18 protein-coding genes are annotated in these 21,111 nt (G+C 31.9%); 14 read left to right on the top strand and 4 right to left on the bottom strand.

Translation table 11 applies throughout. From position 1 onward, the window contains the following. The first annotated feature begins 633 nt into the window (after positions 1-633). The 6 genes from OM075_RS01925 to OM075_RS01900 all read left to right on the top strand — a co-directional run bounded on the left by OM075_RS01925 (position 634) and on the right by OM075_RS01900 (position 7,668). Entirely contained in the window at positions 634-1,023 is a 390-nt protein-coding gene (locus OM075_RS01925) for a hypothetical protein (RefSeq protein WP_301188774.1), read from the top strand. Positions 1,024-1,058: 35 nt separating this feature from the next. Further along, positions 1,059-3,470 carry a TonB-dependent receptor gene (locus OM075_RS01920; RefSeq protein WP_301188773.1) on the top strand — a complete coding sequence of 804 codons (2,412 nt, stop codon included), beginning with the start codon at positions 1,059-1,061 and terminating at the stop codon, positions 3,468-3,470. Positions 3,471-3,542: 72 nt separating this feature from the next. Further along, positions 3,543-4,004, top strand: a complete 462-nt coding sequence (locus OM075_RS01915) for a DUF4625 domain-containing protein (RefSeq protein ID WP_301188772.1) — start codon at positions 3,543-3,545, stop codon at positions 4,002-4,004. A gap of 176 nt (positions 4,005-4,180) precedes the next feature. Beyond that, positions 4,181-4,666, top strand: coding sequence for a DUF4625 domain-containing protein (locus OM075_RS01910; protein WP_301188771.1), 486 nt, complete (start codon positions 4,181-4,183; stop codon positions 4,664-4,666). 384 nt (positions 4,667-5,050) lie between these two features. After that, positions 5,051-5,971: a magnesium transporter CorA family protein gene (locus tag OM075_RS01905; protein ID WP_301188770.1), complete on the top strand. Its 921-nt coding sequence runs from the start codon at positions 5,051-5,053 to the stop codon at positions 5,969-5,971. Positions 5,972-6,297: 326 nt separating this feature from the next. Next, on the top strand, positions 6,298-7,668 hold the full coding sequence (locus OM075_RS01900) for a C1 family peptidase (RefSeq protein ID WP_301188769.1): 1,371 nt from the start codon (positions 6,298-6,300) through the stop codon (positions 7,666-7,668). Positions 7,669-7,790: 122 nt separating this feature from the next. Here the strand turns inward: OM075_RS01900 and OM075_RS01895 are convergent, their stop codons facing one another. The 3 genes from OM075_RS01895 to OM075_RS01885 are packed head-to-tail and all read right to left on the bottom strand — an operon-like array spanning position 7,791 to position 9,967. Next, entirely contained in the window at positions 7,791-8,444 is a 654-nt protein-coding gene (locus OM075_RS01895) for a DUF2490 domain-containing protein (protein WP_301188768.1), read from the bottom strand. 50 nt (positions 8,445-8,494) lie between these two features. Then, the gene (locus OM075_RS01890) at positions 8,495-9,193 is read right to left on the bottom strand and encodes a DUF4956 domain-containing protein (protein WP_301188767.1); all 699 of its coding nucleotides are present in this window, start codon (positions 9,191-9,193) and stop codon (positions 8,495-8,497) included. A 3-nt stretch (positions 9,194-9,196) separates the two neighbouring features. Next, a complete protein-coding gene (locus OM075_RS01885; RefSeq protein ID WP_301188766.1) occupies positions 9,197-9,967 on the bottom strand; it encodes a polyphosphate polymerase domain-containing protein in 771 nt (256 codons plus the stop codon). A 472-nt stretch (positions 9,968-10,439) separates the two neighbouring features. Here OM075_RS01885 and OM075_RS01880 point away from each other — a divergent pair, with 472 nt between their 5' ends. The 7 genes from OM075_RS01880 to OM075_RS01850 all read left to right on the top strand — a co-directional run bounded on the left by OM075_RS01880 (position 10,440) and on the right by OM075_RS01850 (position 18,738). Further along, on the top strand, positions 10,440-12,152 hold the full coding sequence (locus tag OM075_RS01880; RefSeq protein WP_301188765.1) for a carbohydrate-binding domain-containing protein: 1,713 nt from the start codon (positions 10,440-10,442) through the stop codon (positions 12,150-12,152). Positions 12,153-12,224: 72 nt separating this feature from the next. After that, a complete protein-coding gene (locus OM075_RS01875) occupies positions 12,225-13,496 on the top strand; it encodes a sensor histidine kinase (protein ID WP_301188764.1) in 1,272 nt (423 codons plus the stop codon). Next, positions 13,477-14,232: a LytR/AlgR family response regulator transcription factor gene (locus OM075_RS01870; protein ID WP_301188763.1), complete on the top strand. Its 756-nt coding sequence runs from the start codon at positions 13,477-13,479 to the stop codon at positions 14,230-14,232. The genes OM075_RS01875 and OM075_RS01870 overlap by 20 nt, the downstream gene beginning before the upstream one ends. 635 nt (positions 14,233-14,867) lie before the next feature. Then, positions 14,868-16,055, top strand: coding sequence for an ABC transporter substrate-binding protein (locus tag OM075_RS01865; RefSeq protein WP_301188762.1), 1,188 nt, complete (start codon positions 14,868-14,870; stop codon positions 16,053-16,055). Positions 16,056-16,062: 7 nt separating this feature from the next. After that, complete coding sequence (locus tag OM075_RS01860; protein WP_301188761.1) at positions 16,063-16,749, top strand: GTP-binding protein; 687 nt, start codon at positions 16,063-16,065, stop codon at positions 16,747-16,749. A 3-nt stretch (positions 16,750-16,752) separates the two neighbouring features. Continuing rightward, on the top strand, positions 16,753-17,748 hold the full coding sequence (locus tag OM075_RS01855) for an ATP-binding cassette domain-containing protein (protein ID WP_301188760.1): 996 nt from the start codon (positions 16,753-16,755) through the stop codon (positions 17,746-17,748). Between the two features lie 138 nt (positions 17,749-17,886). After that, positions 17,887-18,738, top strand: coding sequence for a patatin-like phospholipase family protein (locus OM075_RS01850; RefSeq protein WP_301188759.1), 852 nt, complete (start codon positions 17,887-17,889; stop codon positions 18,736-18,738). Position 18,739: 1 nt separating this feature from the next. On the opposite strand, the gene OM075_RS01845 is transcribed toward OM075_RS01850, so the two are convergent. Continuing rightward, positions 18,740-19,255, bottom strand: a complete 516-nt coding sequence (locus tag OM075_RS01845; protein WP_301188758.1) for a hypothetical protein — start codon at positions 19,253-19,255, stop codon at positions 18,740-18,742. 250 nt (positions 19,256-19,505) lie between these two features. Here OM075_RS01845 and OM075_RS01840 point away from each other — a divergent pair, with 250 nt between their 5' ends. Continuing rightward, positions 19,506-21,110 carry a L,D-transpeptidase family protein gene (locus tag OM075_RS01840; protein WP_301188757.1) on the top strand — a complete coding sequence of 535 codons (1,605 nt, stop codon included), beginning with the start codon at positions 19,506-19,508 and terminating at the stop codon, positions 21,108-21,110. Position 21,111 lies beyond the last annotated feature (1 nt).

Here is a 21,111-nt window from a genome sequence, read left to right as displayed (position 1 = left end):
TGTTGTAAAAAGTTTCGCAAAATCAATTTACAACTTTGAGGGGAAACCGAAAGGAAGTACCCTCTTTTATTTTTTTACTCGGTCACTAGTGATTTAAAATATATAATCTCTATAGAAGCCGCGAAAGGACAGGTTTCTACCTGAGCGGACACATCTATTATTGAGAAATTCCTTTCTCTTTGTGAGAAATAACACTTCAACCTTGATAAAAACAGGATTAACATATGAGAAATCAGGGTTACAACCTGATAATTATCCGTTAAAATTGAGAAATACTCAGTATTACCTGAACGATTGAATAACCTTCATCAATAATGCACATTAATACTGAGAAAAGATTCTTAATTATTAAAATTATCATAATTCAATTAGCTGGCAGTATTGGACATATTCAAATAATTATATAATCAGATTACCCTTGAACTTTATAAAAGTTATCGACTGCTCGCACACTAAATTGATATTTAGATTGATGAACTATTTTCTATTGATCTTGTTATGTTGTTGAAATGATTATTATTATTCATTATTAAATTTCACTACTTGCAACATTGTTGCATTTACATTAAGTTTGCTAACAAAATAATTAGGAAACAATATTTATAAAAAGGCTATTAAAAATAGCTGATTAGGATGAAAAGAAAAAGGAACATACATATTGCTCTTATTCTGCTGTTAGGTTTTTTATACCCAATAGCATTTCAGCCTGTTCATATATACAATCACAAAAAAAAATTAGCTGAGCAACACCACAATTGCTCTCATCATCATCATCACAATAATTATTCTTCCAATAAGTTAGACAAAGGATTTTTTATTAATAAATCACAACAGGCACAGCAAGAATGTTTGATTTGTGATTACGAATTTTCGGTTAATGATGTAGCTGGGTTATTTATTTACAAAACCACAATACCAGCTATAAAATACCTTTATAACGATTCTGTAGTAGCCCAAATATTAAAATGTGTTTTATTCCCAAAACACCCTCGGGGACCTCCATCCTCAGATTTACTTTCATAGATATTTTTTTAGTTTTATTTACTCAGTAAATCATTATGAACAGATTTTATATGCTGTTTATCTTACTGGGAATGTATTTTGTATCTGCCTATAGTCAGGAATCATACATTTTTTCGGGAAAAGTAACAGATCATAAGAACGTTACATTACCAGGAGCCTCTGTATATATACCTGCTATTGATAATGGAGTTTTTACCGATTCAAACGGTAACTATCATTTGCATATTGCCAAAAAAGGGACTTATGTAGTTCAAGTAAGCTTTTTAGGATACGATACTTATACAGATACCATTATGATTACAGCCAACACGAAACATAATATAAAGCTTACTGCTCTTGCAATGAGTTTGCAGGAAGTTGTTGTTAAGGATAATTACGCAGCAAGTCGTAAAAAGGAAGAGAGCCTGAATGTTGAAGTGGTCAACAATAAATTCATTCAGCAAAATTTGGGTGGTAGTTTGAGTCAATCATTAGAACGCCTACCTGGAGTTTCTATGATTGGTATTGGCTCAGGTCAATCAAAACCTGTGATCAGAGGACTTGGCTTTAACCGCGTTTTAGTAGTTGAAAACAATATAAAACACGAAGGCCAGCAATGGGGTTCCGACCATGGTTTGGAAATAGACCAATTCGCTGCCAACAGGATTGAAGTAATCAAAGGTCCGGCTTCACTAATGTATGGTTCCGATGCCATTGGAGGTGTTATTGATGTAAAGCAAAGTGAAATACCAACCCCCAACACTGTTGGAGGACAAGTTAATTTGATTGGCAAAAGCAACAATAACCTTGTGGGCTCATCGGTAAATGTTTTTATACGTAAAAACAAGCTTTTTGCCGATTTGCGTGGTACGGTTATGGACTATGGAGATTATAAAGTTCCTACAGACAGTATAAGTATTTATTCATATAAAGCTGGTTTACATGATCATTTAATGAGAAATACAGCAGGAAAAGAACAGGATGTACATTTTTCTTTTGGATTGATTCAACCTGATTTTCAAACACGCTTTTTTGTAAGTAATGTGTACACTAAAAGTGGTTTTTTTGCTAATACTCATGGACTTGAACCACAAAGAGTTAATACTGAAGTACACGACAAATCCTCAAGAGATATTTTGTTTCCTTATCAAAGTGTAAATCATTCAAAGCTGATAAATAAAACAATAAAAACATGGGATGGAATTAGGCTTGAAACAGATATTGGGGTGCAACGTAATTTACGCAGGGAAAAAAGTAAATATATAGCTCATGGAGATATGCCTGCAAATTTTCCGGAAACATTAAATATGGATCCTGATATGGAACGGGAATTTGACAAGTACATATATTCTGCTAACGTTAAAACCTCCTATTCTAAAATAGAACGACTTAAGCTTTTTTCTGGTATCAATGCTGAGTATCAAAATAATAGCATTGGTGGCAGAGGATTCATTATACCGGACTATAATTTATGGTCTATGGGTTTACATCTGGTATCTAAATATACTTTGTCAGACCGCAGTAAATTGCAAGCAGGAATTCGTTTTGATCGTGGAGCAATCAATACAAAAGAATACTACGACTGGTTTCCTTCTACTGTTGAACAAAATGGAGTTGAAACAGAAGAATACTTACAAAGAGCTGATAAAATTAACAAGGTATATGAAAATATTTCATGGTCGTTAGGCTATGTATATAATCATCAGGCATTATCACTAAAGTCCAATATTGGTAAAAGTTTCAGAATGCCTATTGCCAAAGAGTTGGCTGCTAATGGTGTAAACTATCACAGATTTAGCTATGAAGTAGGAAAATCAGATTTGGATGCAGAAGTATCCTATCAACTTGATATGGGAGCAGAATACAATAAAAATCACTTTGCTATTGGTATCACTCCTTTTGTTAACTTTTTTCCAAACTATATTTATCTAAATCCAAGCGATAAGCATGATAGTCAATATGGTCTTGGTAATCAGATATTTTATTATACACAAAGTTCTGTGTTCAGATATGGTGGAGAGATGCATTTTCATTGGGAAGTAATTCCTCAATTACAACTAGGAATAATGGGTGAATATGTATACTCTCAGCAATTATCCGGAGAAAAAGAGGGATTTACACTTCCCTTCTCTCCTCCTCCATCAGCTTTATTTAGTGTTAAATATCAACCCATCCATTTTAATTTGGCACACAATGCCTATTTATCTATGGATTACAGGATGACGGCAGCACAAAATCAGATTGTGCCACCGGAGAACAAAACAGATGGGTATCAGGTATTAACCTTAAATGCAGGGGCCGATTTTCAATTGGGAAATCAACAAATTAATGTTTCAGTGTCGGTACACAATGTTTTAAATACAAAGTATTATAACCACACAAGCTATTACAGATTAATTAACGTGCCTGAATCAGGAAGAAATGCTGTATTAACCATTTCTATTCCATTTTCAGCACATATGCATTAAAAAATAATTATTAACGAGTAACCCACCATTTAAAACCATTGGTGAGTTACAACAAAATTAAAGTCATTAAAGATGAAAAATATACAGTTTTTATTATCCATTACATTAGTAGCTAATCTTTTATTTGTTTCATGTGAGGATGATGACAACCAAGACAACACAAAACCAACTGTAACTGAGCTGGAAGTTGGACATGATGGAGAAGCCCATATTGGTGAAGCATTGCACTTAGAATTTTATGTTGAAGACAATGATTTACTAGACTATTACTCTGTAGAAATACATGGTGGAGAAGAAGGTCAGGAAGAATCTGAGATAACAGGGTGGAAATATGAAGAGGAATTTACTGAAATTCGTAACAAAAAGAATTACACTGTACATCATCATGGCATTATGATACCTGAAACTGTAGAAGAAGGTGAATATCATTTTCATCTTAGGGTAGTTGATATGTCGGGCAATGTTACAGAAATTGAAGAACACCTGCATGCCACACATGAAGAGGTTGAAGATGATCATGACCACGTAGAATAAACTTTTGTAATTAAATTAAATAAGAACAATATTTCTTCCCCTTACTTTAGTTTGGGGAAGAATATTTAAACTTAATCAGCAAGTATAACAGACTGAAAACAAACACAAAGCAAAACAATTACTAAATCAAGTATTACTTATATGTTGGTAATCCACTTTTTATTAAATTAGAGTTTATGAAGAAAATACTTTTTATTGCTATGTTAACATCCTTAATTATAGCATGTAGTGACAGTAAAGATATTGATGATATAAAGCCTGAAATTGATACCAATGTATCTTTTGCTTTTCCTAAACAATGTACTACGCTATATTTTGGAGAAGATTTTAATTTTAGTGCATTATTCACTGATAATATTGAACTGGGATCGTACAGTATTAGTTTACACAATAATTTTGATCACCACTCACATAGTACCGAAGTAACAGAATGTGAATTAGGTGAAATAAAAACACCGGTTAATCCCTTTACATTTATTCAAGATTTTGAAATCCCGGATAACTTAACTGAATACGAGGCTAATCAATCTATTACAATACCTACCGGTGATGAAAATGGCCTATTTGATGAAGGGGATTATCACTTTTTTATTAGTTTAACAGATAAACAAGGATGGTCTACTCAAAAAGGTTTAAGCATTAAAATTATGCATAGAGAATAATACTTAATTGTATTAATAAAAAGGAACTGGTCCATATTTAAAAGCCAGTTCCTTTTTTTTGAGATATAAAACACCTCATTATTGCTTACAATTTGTAAGTCAATTCTAAATAACAGCCTTCCCTACATTATCTCACCTACATCTCACCGGGCACCACTAAAGTTTTTAATCTACTATATACCAATCCTATAGGAGTGAAAACGAAATATAATCTTCATTTCAAAGATTTTTTATAAAATAAAACTACTTTTGCACACTGTAATTAAAAAATAACAAAACAATGGACGAAGACCCGTATCCAAGTAGATTAAATGTTGTAGAACTTCTGTAAGGGCTTCGTGTTTCCTTACAGGATAAATTGTGAGGAGACATATCATGATCAAAATGTTTAAAACCTTTGGTGGTTATGTTGAGATAGACAAACCCCAAAAAGGATGTTGGATTAATGTGACCAATCCAACAGATGCCCAGCTATATAAACTTACCGACGAATTTGGATTACCAAGTGATCTTATCAATGATATTTTAGACCAGGACGAGAGGCCTCGTATTGAATTTGATCATCACTGGACTTTAATTATTCTAAGAATTCCTGTTATAGTAGAAAACAATGGAGTGCCTTTTAACACCATTCCATTAGGTATATTTATTACCGATAGTTTTACCTTAACATTATGCTCTCAAAATAACGAGATATTACCTATTGATAAGCCATCTCCATTCAGAGATCAGTATCATGAAATAACTGATAATATCAACTTTATTCTTCGTTTATTTTTAAGATCCGGAAGTCTGTATTTAAGCTACTTAAAGCAAATCAATAAAATGACTTCTTTAATTGAGAAAGATCTTGAAAAATCAATTAAAAACAAGGAGTTAAACAAGCTTTTAAAGATGGAAAAGTGTTTGGTATATTTCATCACTTCTATTAAAGCAAACGAAATTGTATTGGCTAAACTTCGTAACTCTAAAAAGATTACAACCGAAATCAATACCGATTTGCTGGAAGATGCTTTTATTGAGAATAAACAAGCTCTTGAAATGGCCCAAATATACTCCGATATCCAAAGTGGAATGATGGATGCTTTTGCCTCGGTAATATCCAATAATTTAAATGTGGTAATGAAGCAATTAACGCTGATTTCCATTATACTGATGATCCCTACATTAATTGCCAGTATGTTTGGTATGAACGTGCCTAACTTTATGGAAAATTCAATGTGGGCTATGCCTTCTATAATTGCAGGGTCTTTGGGCCTATCCTTTTTAGGTGTAATGATCTTCAGAAAAAGACAGTGGTTTTAATAGTAAACATTATTAAAGTACAATTATAAATAGACCATTATATAATTCTATAATTAAACGATTTACACTAAATAAAAATAATCAATATTACCAAACTAAAGTCAACGATAAAGATTTATCTCAGGTTAGTAATATTGATTAAAACTAATCGTTGATTTCTCACAAGTGAACATGTTTACTGGAGTATTTTCTTTGCCTATCTACCCCAACATCCACTCATAAATATCTGACTATAAATAATATTTGTCAGTTTTTAAATAAACTGTAAATGTTATTATTGCAGCTACTTTTTATCTGAAAAAATATAATCATATAAAATAAATATCATGAAGAAGTTATTGATACTAGCCGGAATGGCTTTGTCTTTATCTGCAATGGCTCAAAGCGTAGATCAAAACGATTTGAATAAAATACGTGAGGGTTTTGTAAAAGATAATTATACGAAGGCGATGGAAAATGCACTTTCCTCAAATTCAATAAAAAACATTGCCTGGAATCGTGAAAACGAAGGAACAACAGACCATTACTTCACTTATCGAGTGGATGTATCCGGCATCACCAATCAAAATAAATCAGGCAGGTGCTGGTTATTTACTTCGTTAAATGTTTTTCGTCCGGTTGCAATGAATCACTTTAATGTAAGTTCTTTTGAATTTTCCCAGATCTACCTGTATTTCTGGGACTTATTTGAGAAATCGAATCTGTTTTTAAATAACATTTTAAACACTTCAGATCGAGGATTTGATGATGAAAAAGTAAGTTGGTATTTCAAATATCCTGTTGATGACGGCGGACAGTGGATTAACTTTGTAAATCTTGCTGAAAAATACGGTATGGTGCCCAAAGAAGCCATGGAAGAAACCTATTCCAGCAATAATACAAGCTGGTTAACCAAATTGCTTAATCGCAAATTAAGGGAACAGGCATTAGAGCTTCGTGATATGAAAAATGATGGTAAAAACAACAAACAAATTCATGATCGCAAAGTAGAAATGTTAGGTGACGTTTATCGTATGTTGGTTTTAAATTTAGGTGAACCACCGGTAAACTTCGAATATAGATTTAAAGATAAAGAAGGTACTGTTTCTGAAAATAAAGAATATACGCCTCAATCGTTTATGAAAGAGGTTTTAGGTGATATAAAACTAAGTGATTATGTAATGTTAATGAATGATCCTTCGCGTGATTACTGGAAACATTATGAAATAGAGAACTATCGTAATGTTGAAGAAGGTGAAAATTGGCATTATGTAAACCTTCCTAATGAAGTAATTAAACAATTTTGTATTGAATCGATTAAAAACAATGAAGCAATGTATGCTTCCTGTGATGTAGGTAAACAATTACGCAGAGATTTCGGGGTTTTAGATGTAGATAATTACGACTTTGAAGCTGTTTATGATATTCCTTTTGGAATGACTAAAAAACAGCGTATTCAATCTCACGATAGTGGTTCATCGCATGGAATGGCATTAATTGCAGTGGAAGTTGATAAAAATGAAAATCCTGTGAAATGGCAGTTTGAAAACAGTTGGGGAGCCAATTCTGGAGAAAATGGATACCTTACTTTTACAGATAAATGGTTCGATGAATATATGTTTCGCATTGTTGTGAATAAAAAGTTTATCAGTCAAAAAGTATTGGATATCTACAAACAAAAATCAGAGATGTTACCTCCATGGGATCCCATGTTTTAAACATTAGTATATAAAAGAAAAAAAGAGGCTATCCGATACACAATTTGGATAGCCTCTTTTAAAATTAGCATTAATGATATGTTTTATATGCAAAAGTTATTTAAAGCAACATCTTGACTCAGCTAAAACTTTAGTTTATAAGATATTTCAATAATATTCTTGTTTAAATAATCATTTAAGTAATAATCAAATTTATACCCCAGATTTAGATAATTTTTCTTCATCAACTTGTAATCTAAACTTACATTATATCGTACCTTATACCATTCTGAGGTAGGTATTTGATAAAAGTACTCCACTCCCACTTTAGGTGTAATTTTGCTTTTACGAATATTATAAGCTAGCGACAACTTAGGTCGTAAATATTCAGAATCTTCCTCTTCATCATCAGAATAATCGGCATAACTTAATTTAAAACCAGGTTTCCACCTCTTTATCTTAGTCTGATAACTAGCAAAAAATTTATATCTATGCAGATATTCTGTATCTCCACTTTTCTTTTTATTGGCTAAAAACCGATACCCTGCTCCTGCCGAAAAATGCTTTAAAAACTCATATTCCAGCGCTCCTTCCAATAAATATTTGTCTAACTTAAATTCATTATCAAAGCGTAATTCAGGAGAAATTTCAATTGTCAGATCATCTATAATCTTGTATGAAGTTTGAAAGGCCATCCTGGTCTGCCACTCTTTCTCTACCGTTTGAGCATATGGTCCAATACCCATAAAACTAGTTATTAAAACAAAAGAGAACAGTACTAATATTCTAATTTTCATCAATTTCATCATTCTTATTTTACATCAACAAATTGTAAGCAGCATAAGTATTATTCTTTATGTTGAATATTTCCATTCACATGAAAATACAAAGTGATTTCGGCTACATCTCTTAGAAAATCAATCTTATTAATCTCATATCTATTGATATTTATTCCTGTACGGTCCCTTAAATCATCCAACAACTCTGAAGAATTGTGTTTATGAATGTTTTCAATCTTCTCATAGATCAGTGTGACACTTTGCTCCTGCTTTAAACTCAATCTTTTTTCCAAAAACCACAAGCCTGCAATAATTATTACATTTGTAAATACCAACTCAGAATAGCTCAATTTACTGTGTGCCAAAGCATTCATAACCGATATACCTATTACGATAAATAGATAGGTCATTTCTTTAATTGGAATAGCGTCAGTACGATAGCGTATAATACCAAAAATGGCAAAAAGGCCCATGGCAAAGCCCAACTCTAACTTTACACTATTTAGCAAGAAACATAGCAGAAATACAATTACTCCAATAGACAAATAAGAAAAGTAAAAGTCCTTTCGCCGACTGTTTTTAGCATAAATAAAGTGAACCACCACTAACAATAAAACAGTGTTAAATAAAAACCGAACTGCAAGTTCAGTAAATCCACTTATGTCAATGATTTGAATTCCAAACAGACTAAGCTTTTCATCCCAACCTCCCATTGCAGAAAGCAGGTTTATTTTGTAATCGAATAATTGATATATTAAATTGGCCATAATTTACACTACTTCCTGAAGTTGATATGTTGTTTTAAACTTATGGTGGATAGCCCTTAATTTGGGCTTAAATGCGTTTTTTTTAAGGGTATCTTCAATTAAAGAAAGGCCTATGCAATACATACTAAACCCACAGGGTAAAATTTTACGTTCCCGAAGTGCATTGACCAAACTAGAGTGTTCACTTCGTTTCCCTGTTTTCACTTCAACGATGACTAAATCATCTAATTTTACTAATCGATCATCATTATAAAACCTCAAATTAAAATCGATGGTACAACGCTCTTTTAATCTTTTATTTACAAGAGTTATACGAGTAAATCTATTGTTTAAAACCGGATATAACTGATGACTTTTATAAGGCGTATTATTTGAAATAAACTCCTGTTCATCAAAAGTTATAAATTGAAAGTTTTGAGGAATCTCCATTCTGTTTTTAATGGTTCTACCCTTATTTGATTTAAATTTTACCTCCAGGAAACTGGTGTCTGAAATAAGATAGGTTCTCTTCCGTATTTTATACCTGTTTAATTTTCCTCTATGGTGATTACCATACATTTGACGATGATAGGTATCGTAATAGGTGGTTGCATATTTTAATTGATTCATATTTTCAATTGATAATGCATAATAGTCTGTACTAATACTATTTAAGATTTCCTGTAATTGATTAAACGCAATACAATATTTTGTATCTGTCCGATCCATTAGCTTTACATTATCGATCTGGTCAATATGAATGGGTTTAAAGAAACTTGATTCTATCCTCTTCATCATTCCTGAATTTAATATGTACACATTATAAAACCTAAATAATCCATAAACCACCGAATTGATTTACTACTAATTATCAACTGTATTACAATGTTTTATATAAAGTAAACAATCCTATAAACCTTGTAATCACATCATATTTGTTTGATATAGTTTTAAAACCATTTTCTATAAACAAGCAATAATTATGACAGCAATTTTAAACCTTTAATTAATGTATGATGAGTGGTTTTATGGTTAAACGGAATTTTTTCAGGGTGAACTAGGATATTTATCTCACTTCAAAACAACATGTATATTCATAAATCTATACTACTAATTAACAACCACATACAATATAATTCTTAGACAAAAACAAGCCAACTCAATTTTTCCCACTTCACCCCCGTTTAATGCCACTTCCCTGATATTATTACTCTTGCTTTTTAGTACCAAACCTACATTTGCTTTAAAATCTAAAAATTTAAAAGTTATGATAGCATCATTAAGATTTTACACCTTAGCTCTTTTAATCCTATTTTTTATGGGAGCTTGCGAAAGAAATATTGATTCAGACTCAGAAAGTGGAGGAAGCAGCAGCTCAAATGACGATGATTCAGATTACTCAGAATACTACGAAATAGAAACTGATTATCAATGGGATGCCTCTGATGTAACCACTATAGTTTTTAACGATAATACAGCCGAAATAACCGGGGATGGCGCTACCTTTGAAGATGGAATATTAACAGTTTCATCCCAGGGAAATTATTTATTTCAAGGAACTTTAACTGATGGTGAAATTTTGGTTAGCGCAGATAACGAATCTGTTGTTAAACTAATATTAGATAATGTTAGTGTTACATGTTCTGATAACCCTGGAATATATATTCAAAAATCATTACGAACCATTGTTATTCTTAACGACAATACTACCAATTCAATTAGTGATGGAAATACCTTTACTGACGAAGATGCCAATGCCGCACTTTTTTCAAAATCTGATTTACGACTATCTGGTAATGGCACACTAAATATTAGTGCTAATTATAAAGATGGTATAACAAGTAAAGATGGGCTTGTTATTAACTCTGGCAACTACAATATAACTGCTAATGATGATGGTATAAGAGGTAAAGACTACCTAATAATTAATGATGGTACTTTTGTAATTGATTCCGATGGTGATGCAGTAAAATCTGATAACGAAAACAGTGCATGCGGGTATATTAATATTGTTTATGCTGACTTTACAATAGATACATATAGTGATGGATTATATGCTTACAATAAGATTACCATTACTGATGGAACCTTTAATATTACATGCAATGGAAGTACTAGCTCCGCTAAAGGCATTAAAGCAGGAACTTTAGTATATATTCAGAATGGTGAATTTACAATCAATTCAGTTGATGATGCTGTGCATTCTGATTTAGATATTATGATTAATGATGGAAAGTTGACCCTATCGACCAACGATGATGGGATACATGCAGAAAACGAGCTGGAGATTAACAATGGAACTATTGAAATCCTTACATCATATGAGGGTTTAGAAGCCAGAACAATTACAATCAATGGAGGACATATTGATTTGACAGCTTCTGATGACGGCATTAACGCTGCAGGTGGAAATAGCAACTACCTCTATATTAATGGAGGAACTGTATTTGTATATGCTTATGGCGATGGTTTGGATATGAATGGTTCGGGTGAAATGACTGCAGGTACAGTACTGGTTCATGGACCAACAAACAGTGGAAATGGAGCACTGGATTATGATGGTTCTTTTAAAGTTAATGGCGGACTTTTAATTGCAGCAGGTAGCTCCGGAATGGCTGAAGCTCCTAGTACCAGTTCTTCTCAGTATGCAGCATTAATCAACTTTACTTCGAGTTATTCTGCCAATACATTATTTCATTTAGAAGACAATAGTGGTAATACCATCGCAACCTTTAAACCAGCACATCAATACCAATCTGTAGCCATATCTTCTCCAGACTTAAGTTCTGGTAAAACTTATTCTATCTACACAGGTGGAAGCTCAACAGGAACTGAATCTGGAGGTTTGTACACTAATGGTGAGTATACGCCTGGTACAGAATATCAATCATTTACAATTTCAAGTACCATCACTTCAATAGGAAGTCAAAGCGGTGGTGGCCCAGGAGGAAGAAGATCTGTATCTTCTGAAGAATTGTGAATTATAAATTTAAGAGATAATCTAAATTGCAATCTTTGTATAATATATCTATTAGGATTATATTTAGTGGTAATGAGCTTAAAATACTTATATAAAACACAGATTATAAATATTCTAGTTGCCTTAATAATTGGAGTATTTATTGTTTTTCCTGATGTTGTGAGACATATTGACCAATCATCATCAGATAACCGGGATATGCACGAAAGAGGTAAATGGATAAATGCAGAGCATACAGAAAGGCCCTCACCTCCATCCAATAACGCATTTGATAAAATACCTCCTCCTCCAATGAATGAGGAGAGGCTTAACGTATTTAATGATAGCATTCAAAACAAAAAGGAACCATTCAGAAAAAATGGTGAAATACCACCTGATTTTTTTCTTAATAGAGATAGTGTAACAGGTATTGTATTCGATTTTGTATTCTTTTTTGTTTTAACCTGGATATTATTGGCTATTAATAATCCTAACAGACAAAAAAAGAATCCTCTGTTTCATAGTATATCAGATAAATACAGACCATACATAGTTATAGGACTCACATTAATCATTTGTTATATAGGTGTTTTCTTAAACTCATTTATCTTACACTACAAGGTTCAGTTTCACCCATTTCCCCGATATCTTGATGGCATAGCCATATTTAAGGGTTTATTTATTTTTGTATCAGTAGTATTATTCGGACAGCTTTATCAGTTGCTCTACAAACAACAAAATATGGTTGTAGAAAACGAAAAATTGAAAACAGAGAGCCTTCAAAACAGATTTGAGGCACTTTCGGCTCAAATTAGCCCACACTTTTTCTTTAACTCTTTAAACTCATTATCAGGACTTGTACGCGAAAATCAAAACAAAAAAGCATTAAAGTTCATTAATGAAATTTCAAACCTGTTTCGCTACATTTTAAAAGGAAATTGGCAGGAGTTAGTTACATTAAAAGAAGAAATATTTTTTTTAAAAGCCTATCAGTATTTGCTTGATATTAAGTACGAAGACAAATTGCTTTTTGAAATTGAAATTGATGAAGAGCTTGAATCTAAACTAAAATTACCCGCATTATCGCTTCAACCATTGGTTGAAAACATAATAAAACACAATATTATTAGCGAAGAATATCCCATGACAATCAGGGTTTATATCAATGTTGAGAACAAGCTAATTATTGAAAACAGATTTCAACCTAAGGCTGGTATTCAAAATACCACAGGAATTGGATTAAATAACCTATCTAAACGATACAGATACCTGGCAGGTAAAGAAATTAGTAATTATATATACGATGGGAAATTTATTGTAGAACTTCCTTTAACTAACGTAGAGAATGAAAGCAGTAATTATTGAAGATGAAGTTGTTGCTGTTAAAAACTTAATAGCAATTTTAAAAGAACTTGAGCCAAATCTGGAAATTATTGCAGTACTGGATAGTATTCAATCTTCAGTAAATTATTTTCAAAATAACGAATTACCTGATTTGGTTTTTATGGACATTCAACTCGCTGATGGAGAATCTTTTGAAATTTTTAAATCAATTGAAATAACCTGTCCTGTTATATTTACAACTGCTTATGATAGTTATGCTTTAGAAGCTTTTAAAGTAAACAGCATAGATTATTTATTAAAACCAATAGAACCTGAAAATGTGCAGCGTGCATTAAACAAGCTAAAGAACTTTTCTAATAATGATTTAGAGGAATACGCTAAAAGAATGAATCATTTTATTGCCGATAAAGCAGAATATACCAAAACACTTCTAATTAAATATCGTGATAAATTGATTCCATTACCAACCGCACAAATAGCATATTTTTACACAGAAAATGAAATGGTTACCGTACACTCGCTTGATGGTCAGGAATGGCCTGTAGAATCTTCTCTGGATACTTTAATGTCTAAACTGGATCCTTCAGAATTTTTTAGAGCCAACAGGCAATTTATCATTTCACATAGCGCAGTTAAAGAGGTAGTAGTTTGGTTTGGAAACCGGCTTTCAGTAAATCTTAATGTTCCAACAAAAGAACGTATCATCATAAGTAAAGCAAGAGTGTCTGTTTTTAAAAAATGGTTGGTCAATAATTAAACAGAACCAAGGATTTTATTCATTATACATTCATATTTTATAGGAGTTGTAAGTTTTATATTACAGCTCCTTTTTTATGCCGTTTAGCTTACATAACTAACTTGTAAAAGCAATACAATAACGTAAGTTAAATTCTTATAATCCTACAAAAATGTAGGTTTTAATATCATAAACTTATATTCAAAATATTTATGCATTTTATTTACTTGAATCAGTAACTAAATCATACTGAATTCTTTTTTCGATAAAGTATCAAAGTTGTGTTTTAATGATTTATTATGATGAAGCGCAAAAATAATTCAATATAAAGCAATTGATTGTTGACTTAAAGTGCATGCATTTGATGATGCAATCAATGTTTTGAAAACCAATATATATCGCAATGGATAAATTAGCTTTCAATTTGAATAGTGTAATACGCTGTTTATACTGAAAGTGGCATACATATTGAAAACTTGAGATATGGAGCAATTCTTAAAAGTATAGTTTCATCCATTAGCATTACAGAAGATTGGTTAACGGTTGAAACTTTATATGATTAATAGATCACTCCTGTCAAACTGTTTGAAGCTTCGACTTCTACCAGTAAAAAAAGAAAACTATTAGTCGCTTTATAACCCAAACAATTATTGATTATGATCACAGGTAACGAAAACTTATTACAGATTTCAGAATTAAACAAGGAGTATATTTCTGTATTTGAACAGCATGGATTAGGTAATTATTTTAAACCTGAAAACCTGAGTAAAACAGGTCGTTTTATACGTTTAAATACTTTATTAACATCTAACAATATCAATTCAGAGCATTTCATCAATAAACTCAATCAATCGCTCTCTGAAAAGCAGGAAGTGAAAGAAAATGATAACGAAACACTTCATTTTTCAGCCATGTTACCTTGTGGATTACGAAATCCTTTTAAAGAGTTAACTGAATCTTATTTTGAGGAGAATAAAGCACTTTTTAAGGACTTAAATTATATGATGGAAGGTAATGTAAACCACGAATTATCATATTACCCTCTTTTAGATAGCATTACCGATGAAAATGAATTACCTGATGTAATTATGGCTTCTGATATCAACAATTTTTTTCATCGTCCTTTTATTCATCGATTTATTGAAAACGATGTATTTGAGGCTGTTGAACCATTTATTCCAAATCATTACCTGCAAAAAGAGGGTTTTGCAGATCCTAATAAGCATTATACCATGTATACCGCAAATATGTTGGTTATGGTAGTGGATAAAAACAAATTGGGAGACAGAAAGATGCCAAAAAAATGGGATGATATTTTACAGCCTGAATTTGAAAACAGCATTATTATGAGAGGCGAAAACGATTTCTTTTGTAACGCTGTTATGCTTCCTTTTTATAAAGATCATGGTTTTGAAGCCATTAAAATATTGGCCAACAATATTAAAAGCGGCATGCATCCTGCCGAGATGGTGAAACTGGCAGGAAAAGAGGACGACAAAGGTACAGCCATCTATATTATGCCTTACTTCTTTTCAAAACGTATTAAAGATAAAAATGTTGAAGTTGTATGGCCTGAAGATGGTGCTATTGCCAGTCCTGTTTTTCTATTGGTTAAAAAAGATAAAAAAGAACAACATAAAGAACTATTAAACTTCCTGTTTAGTAAAAAATTAGCTGAGTTACTTAAACAACGTCATTTCCCTGTTATTCATCCTGAAATTGATCATAAAGATTTACCTGAAACCGTAAAATGGTTGGGTTGGGATTTCCTAAACAACCACTATATCGGAAAATTAAAAGAAGACATTCAGGAAACTTTTATGGAAGTTTGGAATAAAAAATAGATCGCTTATGATAGATTTAATTACAATTGCAGGCCCTCCTTCATCTGGTAAAACCTCTGTGATTATAAAAATGATTGACAGTATTGAAGGCTTTAAAGATAAATGCGGGGTAATAAAATTTGACTGTTTAAGTGCTTTAGATGAAGAGCAATACGCTAAACATGGCATTACAGCTAAAACCGGATTAGCAGGTAATCTTTGTCCCGATCACTATTTTGTTTCTAATTTTGAAGAGTGCATCAATTGGGCGAAAGAAAAAGGATTTTCAACCCTTATTACAGAAAGTGCGGGTTTATGTAACCGGTGTGCTCCTCACCTTAAAAATGTGCCTGCAATTTGTATTCTCGACAATTTAAGTGGTATCAATACCCCTTTAAAAACCGGACCAATGGTAAAGTTGGCGGATGTTGTTGTTGTAACTAAAAGCGATTTAGTATCGCAAGCCGAAAAAGAGGTTTTCAGATTTAAAATACAACAAGTCAACCCTAAATGTAAAGTGTTATTTATAAATGGAATAACCGGACAAGGCGCTGATAAATTAGCAAGATTGGTAATTACTGAAAACAAAAAAATGGAGAAAGAACAAATGAAACTGCGCTTTTCAATGCCAACAGCATTATGTTCTTATTGTTTAGGAGAAACCCGCGTAGGTGAAGATTTTCAGATAGGATTAAACAGAAAGATTAAGCTTTAAAATATGGAAACAGAGATATTACTACATAAACCATTAAAGGAAATTGTTAATGAAAATCCATTGTTTAGTGATTTCTTTTCGTCCTTTCAAATAAAAGCTGAAAATGAGCACAAATCTTTTACAGAGTACATAAGTACTCAACCGGATTCATTTTGGGATGAAAATGCCAGTTCTAAAGAAGAAATAGCTAATCTTTTTGTGGATTATATAAGTGGTATTGCAGCTTCGGAACAAAAAACAACAATTGAAACACTGGATATCCTTCGTGGAATAGATAAAAGTAAAAATCCGGAAAATTGTAATCTTCATTTAAATCCTGGAGAAATCACCTGTATTGTTGGTCCCACCGGTTCTGGTAAAAGTCGTTTATTGGCTGATATTGAGTGGTTAGCAAATGGCGATACGCCAACAAAACGTAAAGTACTCATTAATGGCCAACCTGCCGACGAAGATACCTCTGCCCTATTTGGTGGTAAATTGATTGCCCAAATAACACAAAACATGAATTTTGTTTTGGATATGGATGTAGAAAGCTTCCTAATGCTCCATGCTCAAAGCCGCTTATTAATGAATGCAGAAGATGCTGTTAAAGAAGTAATGAAATTGGCTAATGAGCTTTCTGGTGAACCATTTGATCCAACAACTCCTGTAACTTTTTTAAGTGGCGGACAATCCCGTGCCCTTATGATTGCTGATGTAGCATGCATTGGTCAGGCCCCTATTGTGCTTATCGATGAAATTGAAAATGCTGGTGTAAACAAGAAAAAAGCCCTTGATTTACTGGTTAGTAAAGATAAAATTGTATTGATGGCTACTCATGATCCTCTGCTTATTTTACTGGCAGATAAACGTGTTGTCATTAAAAATGGAGGAATGGATAAAATCATTACCACCAATACGCATGAAAAAGGATATTATGCTGAATTAGAAAAAATGGATAAAGCAATGCAAGAAGCCAAAGACTTTTTTAGATATGGAAATGAGTTAAAAGAATCATAAATCATTCTTAGATTATTCGTAATTTAGTCACCAAAATTCAATTATATGAAACAAGCCGTCGTACAGAGTTATCAAACACATAGATAACAAAATCTGCAAGTTCCATATATATGGCTTAAGAAAATAGGTTATAATCAGATGAATAAAAAAGTAGGACTTGTACTTGAAGGTGGTGGCTTTAGAGGAATATACAGCGCAGGAGTTATTGATTATCTGTTAGAGAAAAACATTGAGTTGCCTTATGTTATAGGTGTTTCAATGGGTGCTTGTAATGGCGTAAACTATATTTCAAAACAAATTGGCAGAAACCTCAATGTTCCTTATTCATATGTGAATGATAAGCGATATATGAGTTACTCACGCTTATTTACTAAAGGCGAATTGTTTGGTATGGATTTTATATTTAATGAAATACCCAAAAAACTAATTCCTTTTGACTTTGAAACCTATTCTAAATCTGAGCAGGATTTTGTAATTGGAACTACAGATTGTATCACAGGGAAACCATTCTATATTAAAACATTAGATTATGATAATTTACTTACATCTTTAAAAGCATCTGCAAGCCTTCCTTTTGCCTCAAAAATGGTTAAATTCCATGATAAAAAACTGCTAGATGGAGGTATTAGCGATCCTATCCCCTTTCAAAAAGCTTTTAATGATGGATGCGATAAAGTTGTTATTGTACTGACTCAACCAATTGAATTTGAAAAGAAACCTACTAAATTTTCAACTATAGGAAAATTATTGTATCCCAAATACCCTCAATTGATCGATGTTTTATCTAAAAGATATCATTTTTACAATCAGCAACTTGAAGAGATTAAACAATTAGAAAAAGAAGGAAAAGCCTATGTGATAAGACCTGAAAATAAAATTCCTGTAAGCAGGACAGAAAGAAATAAAGAAAAACTACAGGAAGCTTTTACTATGGGATATAAGCATTGCGAACAAATATTTAACGATTTAAACAATTGGCTTCATATTTAATTTACAACCGTCTATACTTACATAATTTCCCATTATTATTTAGAATAAGGTTTTTCCTGGTAATTTCATCAACAGACCATGTAAAGGGATTAAATATGAAATTTAAACCTGTAGGAATAAATTCAAGAAACTGGTAAACTCCAACCACAGTATTAACCATTCCAACAAATAAATCACTTACGGTAGCACCATATATTGTAGGTTCTGCATAAATTATAGCAGCTTCTTCTTCACCTTTAAAATTAGCCGAAAGAAAGGATATTTGATTGCCTAAATAAGCATAATCACCTGTTATATATACGGTATCTACTTCTGAACCAATTGGATTTTCTAGCTGACTTGGAAAAGATACTATTTCATAAGTCATAACATCAGTAAACGAAATAATCTCTGTGGTGACATGATTGGTAGATTCTAACATCCAGGATCCGGTAATAGTAGGTATTTCAAGAATATCTTCTGTGCAAGATATTGCCATAAAAATAACCATTACCAATACACTTATAGAAACTTTCATTTACAATAGTTTTAAGTTAATAATATCTATTATTGATTTATTATACTGACATTTATAACCGGTGTTACACATATTAGTACATTAAATAAAGTTTAAAATAAACTTCTTTAATTACACAAGTTTATAATGTTTTTTAATGACATATACACATCTCACATACTTAAATTACTCCTCTTTCAAACTTATTGTAATCACTAAATTTACATATATGTTTCATTATTGTAAGTGCGGCAAATGATTACATTTGCATATGCTTAGAAAGGGAATATATATTGGTTTAATGGTTTTATCAATGGCTTGTAAAACAAAACAAGTCACCATTGATAAACCATTGATTAAGGAGGAAATAGCAGACGTATTTCCAGAACAGGAAATAGCTGAAAATATAAAAAATGATCTTATCAATATTCCTGATTCATCCATTAAATCCATTTATTATTCTAATCACTATACTCCCATTTGGAAATCAGATACATTAATTACCAATGGTATTCAATGGATTAGAAATGCCAAATATCATGGGTTAAGCCCAGCTAAGTATAACCTCTCTAAAATAGAACAACTTTATAGTGAAATACATACAGATACATGTATCAATACTACAAAATATGCACAGCTGGATATTCTTTTAACATCAGCCATTAGAAAATGCGGGTTAGATATCAGATTTTCACAATTGGATCCCAATCAATTTCATTCTGGTTGGAATTACCCTAAACCTATTTTATCAACCCATGATTCTATTTGGATTAATTCTATTAAAAAGAACCAATTAAACCAATTAAACACCTTTTTTGAGCCTAAAAACATACTCTACAATAAACTAACATTAGAACTAAAAAAACTTTATTCACAGCAGAATATAGAATCAGATTTTCAAATTATTGATCCGGGATTTATATTGCAAAAAGGTGATTCCAATAAATATGTTCTTCCATTAAAAAGGAAACTCCTTAAATTTCCTAATGATTCAAATATATCTATGGATTTTAATCAGGAATTATCTGATGCTGTAAAAAATTTTCAATTAAAACATGGTCTTGTACCAGATGGAATTGTTGGTAAACAAACCTATCATTACTTAAATTGGAATAAAGAGACCTATATTAACCTTATAAAAGCAAATTTAGAGCGTTTAAGATGGTTTTCTGACGATCAGTTTACAACAGGTATTACTATAAATATCGCATCTCAACTACTTGATTTTAGAGACCATAATAAAAGTCTTTTAACTTCAAAAGTTGTGGTAGGAAAGTATAAAAATCAAACACCTGTATTTCAGTCTTCTATTGATTATTTAGTATTTAATCCGTGCTGGACTGTTCCCAGATCCATTGCAACTACTCAAATACTAAGAGGTGCTAAACGTGATTCAATGTATCTTCAAAAGCGAAAAATGTTTGCCTGTATCAATGGAATCGAAATACCGACCGATAGTATCGATTTTTCGCAATATACGGCCTCAAATTTCCCTTTTACAGTATTTCAGCATACATCACCATCAAATGCATTAGGAAAGGTTAAATTCATGTTTAAAAACCATTATTCAATTTACTTGCATGATACACCACAGCAAAGCTTGTTTAAGAAACCTGTAAGAACCTACAGCCATGGTTGTATCAGGGTAGAGAATGCATTAGAATTGGCAGATTTTACATTAAATAAAATTGATCATCAAAACATTGATAAAAACAAATACCTAGCTAAAGGTTATCCTGTAAAAGTTTATTTAAAAAAAGAAATCCCAATAAACATAGTTTATTTAACCTGTTGGATTGATCCAAAATCTGGTGAAGTAGTGTATGGAAAAGATGTTTATTTAAAAGATTATTTAATTAGTAAGGAACTTCACTGAT

Origin of the sequence: Plebeiibacterium sediminum, from assembly GCF_026013605.1 — a bacterium.
Taxonomy (GTDB): Bacteria; Bacteroidota; Bacteroidia; order Bacteroidales; family Marinilabiliaceae; genus Saccharicrinis; species Saccharicrinis sediminus.
The sequence above is the reverse complement of the archived record's forward strand: the minus strand, read 5'-3'. Positions and strand labels throughout refer to the sequence as shown.

What these genes read in the sequence shown, in the direction of transcription:
- OM075_RS01925 (WP_301188774.1), top strand. Translation starts at nt 634, where the DNA reads ATGAAAAGAAAAAGGAACATACATATTGCTCTTATTCTGCTGTTAGGT.
- OM075_RS01920 (WP_301188773.1), top strand. Translation starts at nt 1,059, where the DNA reads ATGAACAGATTTTATATGCTGTTTATCTTACTGGGAATGTATTTTGTA.
- OM075_RS01915 (WP_301188772.1), top strand. Translation starts at nt 3,543, where the DNA reads ATGAAAAATATACAGTTTTTATTATCCATTACATTAGTAGCTAATCTT.
- OM075_RS01910 (WP_301188771.1), top strand. Translation starts at nt 4,181, where the DNA reads ATGAAGAAAATACTTTTTATTGCTATGTTAACATCCTTAATTATAGCA.
- OM075_RS01905 (WP_301188770.1), top strand. Translation starts at nt 5,051, where the DNA reads ATGTTTAAAACCTTTGGTGGTTATGTTGAGATAGACAAACCCCAAAAA.
- OM075_RS01900 (WP_301188769.1), top strand. Translation starts at nt 6,298, where the DNA reads ATGAAGAAGTTATTGATACTAGCCGGAATGGCTTTGTCTTTATCTGCA.
- OM075_RS01895 (WP_301188768.1), bottom strand. Translation starts at nt 8,444, where the DNA reads ATGAAAATTAGAATATTAGTACTGTTCTCTTTTGTTTTAATAACTAGT.
- OM075_RS01890 (WP_301188767.1), bottom strand. Translation starts at nt 9,193, where the DNA reads ATGGCCAATTTAATATATCAATTATTCGATTACAAAATAAACCTGCTT.
- OM075_RS01885 (WP_301188766.1), bottom strand. Translation starts at nt 9,967, where the DNA reads ATGAAGAGGATAGAATCAAGTTTCTTTAAACCCATTCATATTGACCAG.
- OM075_RS01880 (WP_301188765.1), top strand. Translation starts at nt 10,440, where the DNA reads ATGATAGCATCATTAAGATTTTACACCTTAGCTCTTTTAATCCTATTT.
- OM075_RS01875 (WP_301188764.1), top strand. Translation starts at nt 12,225, where the DNA reads ATGAGCTTAAAATACTTATATAAAACACAGATTATAAATATTCTAGTT.
- OM075_RS01870 (WP_301188763.1), top strand. Translation starts at nt 13,477, where the DNA reads ATGAAAGCAGTAATTATTGAAGATGAAGTTGTTGCTGTTAAAAACTTA.
- OM075_RS01865 (WP_301188762.1), top strand. Translation starts at nt 14,868, where the DNA reads ATGATCACAGGTAACGAAAACTTATTACAGATTTCAGAATTAAACAAG.
- OM075_RS01860 (WP_301188761.1), top strand. Translation starts at nt 16,063, where the DNA reads ATGATAGATTTAATTACAATTGCAGGCCCTCCTTCATCTGGTAAAACC.
- OM075_RS01855 (WP_301188760.1), top strand. Translation starts at nt 16,753, where the DNA reads ATGGAAACAGAGATATTACTACATAAACCATTAAAGGAAATTGTTAAT.
- OM075_RS01850 (WP_301188759.1), top strand. Translation starts at nt 17,887, where the DNA reads ATGAATAAAAAAGTAGGACTTGTACTTGAAGGTGGTGGCTTTAGAGGA.
- OM075_RS01845 (WP_301188758.1), bottom strand. Translation starts at nt 19,255, where the DNA reads ATGAAAGTTTCTATAAGTGTATTGGTAATGGTTATTTTTATGGCAATA.
- OM075_RS01840 (WP_301188757.1), top strand. Translation starts at nt 19,506, where the DNA reads ATGCTTAGAAAGGGAATATATATTGGTTTAATGGTTTTATCAATGGCT.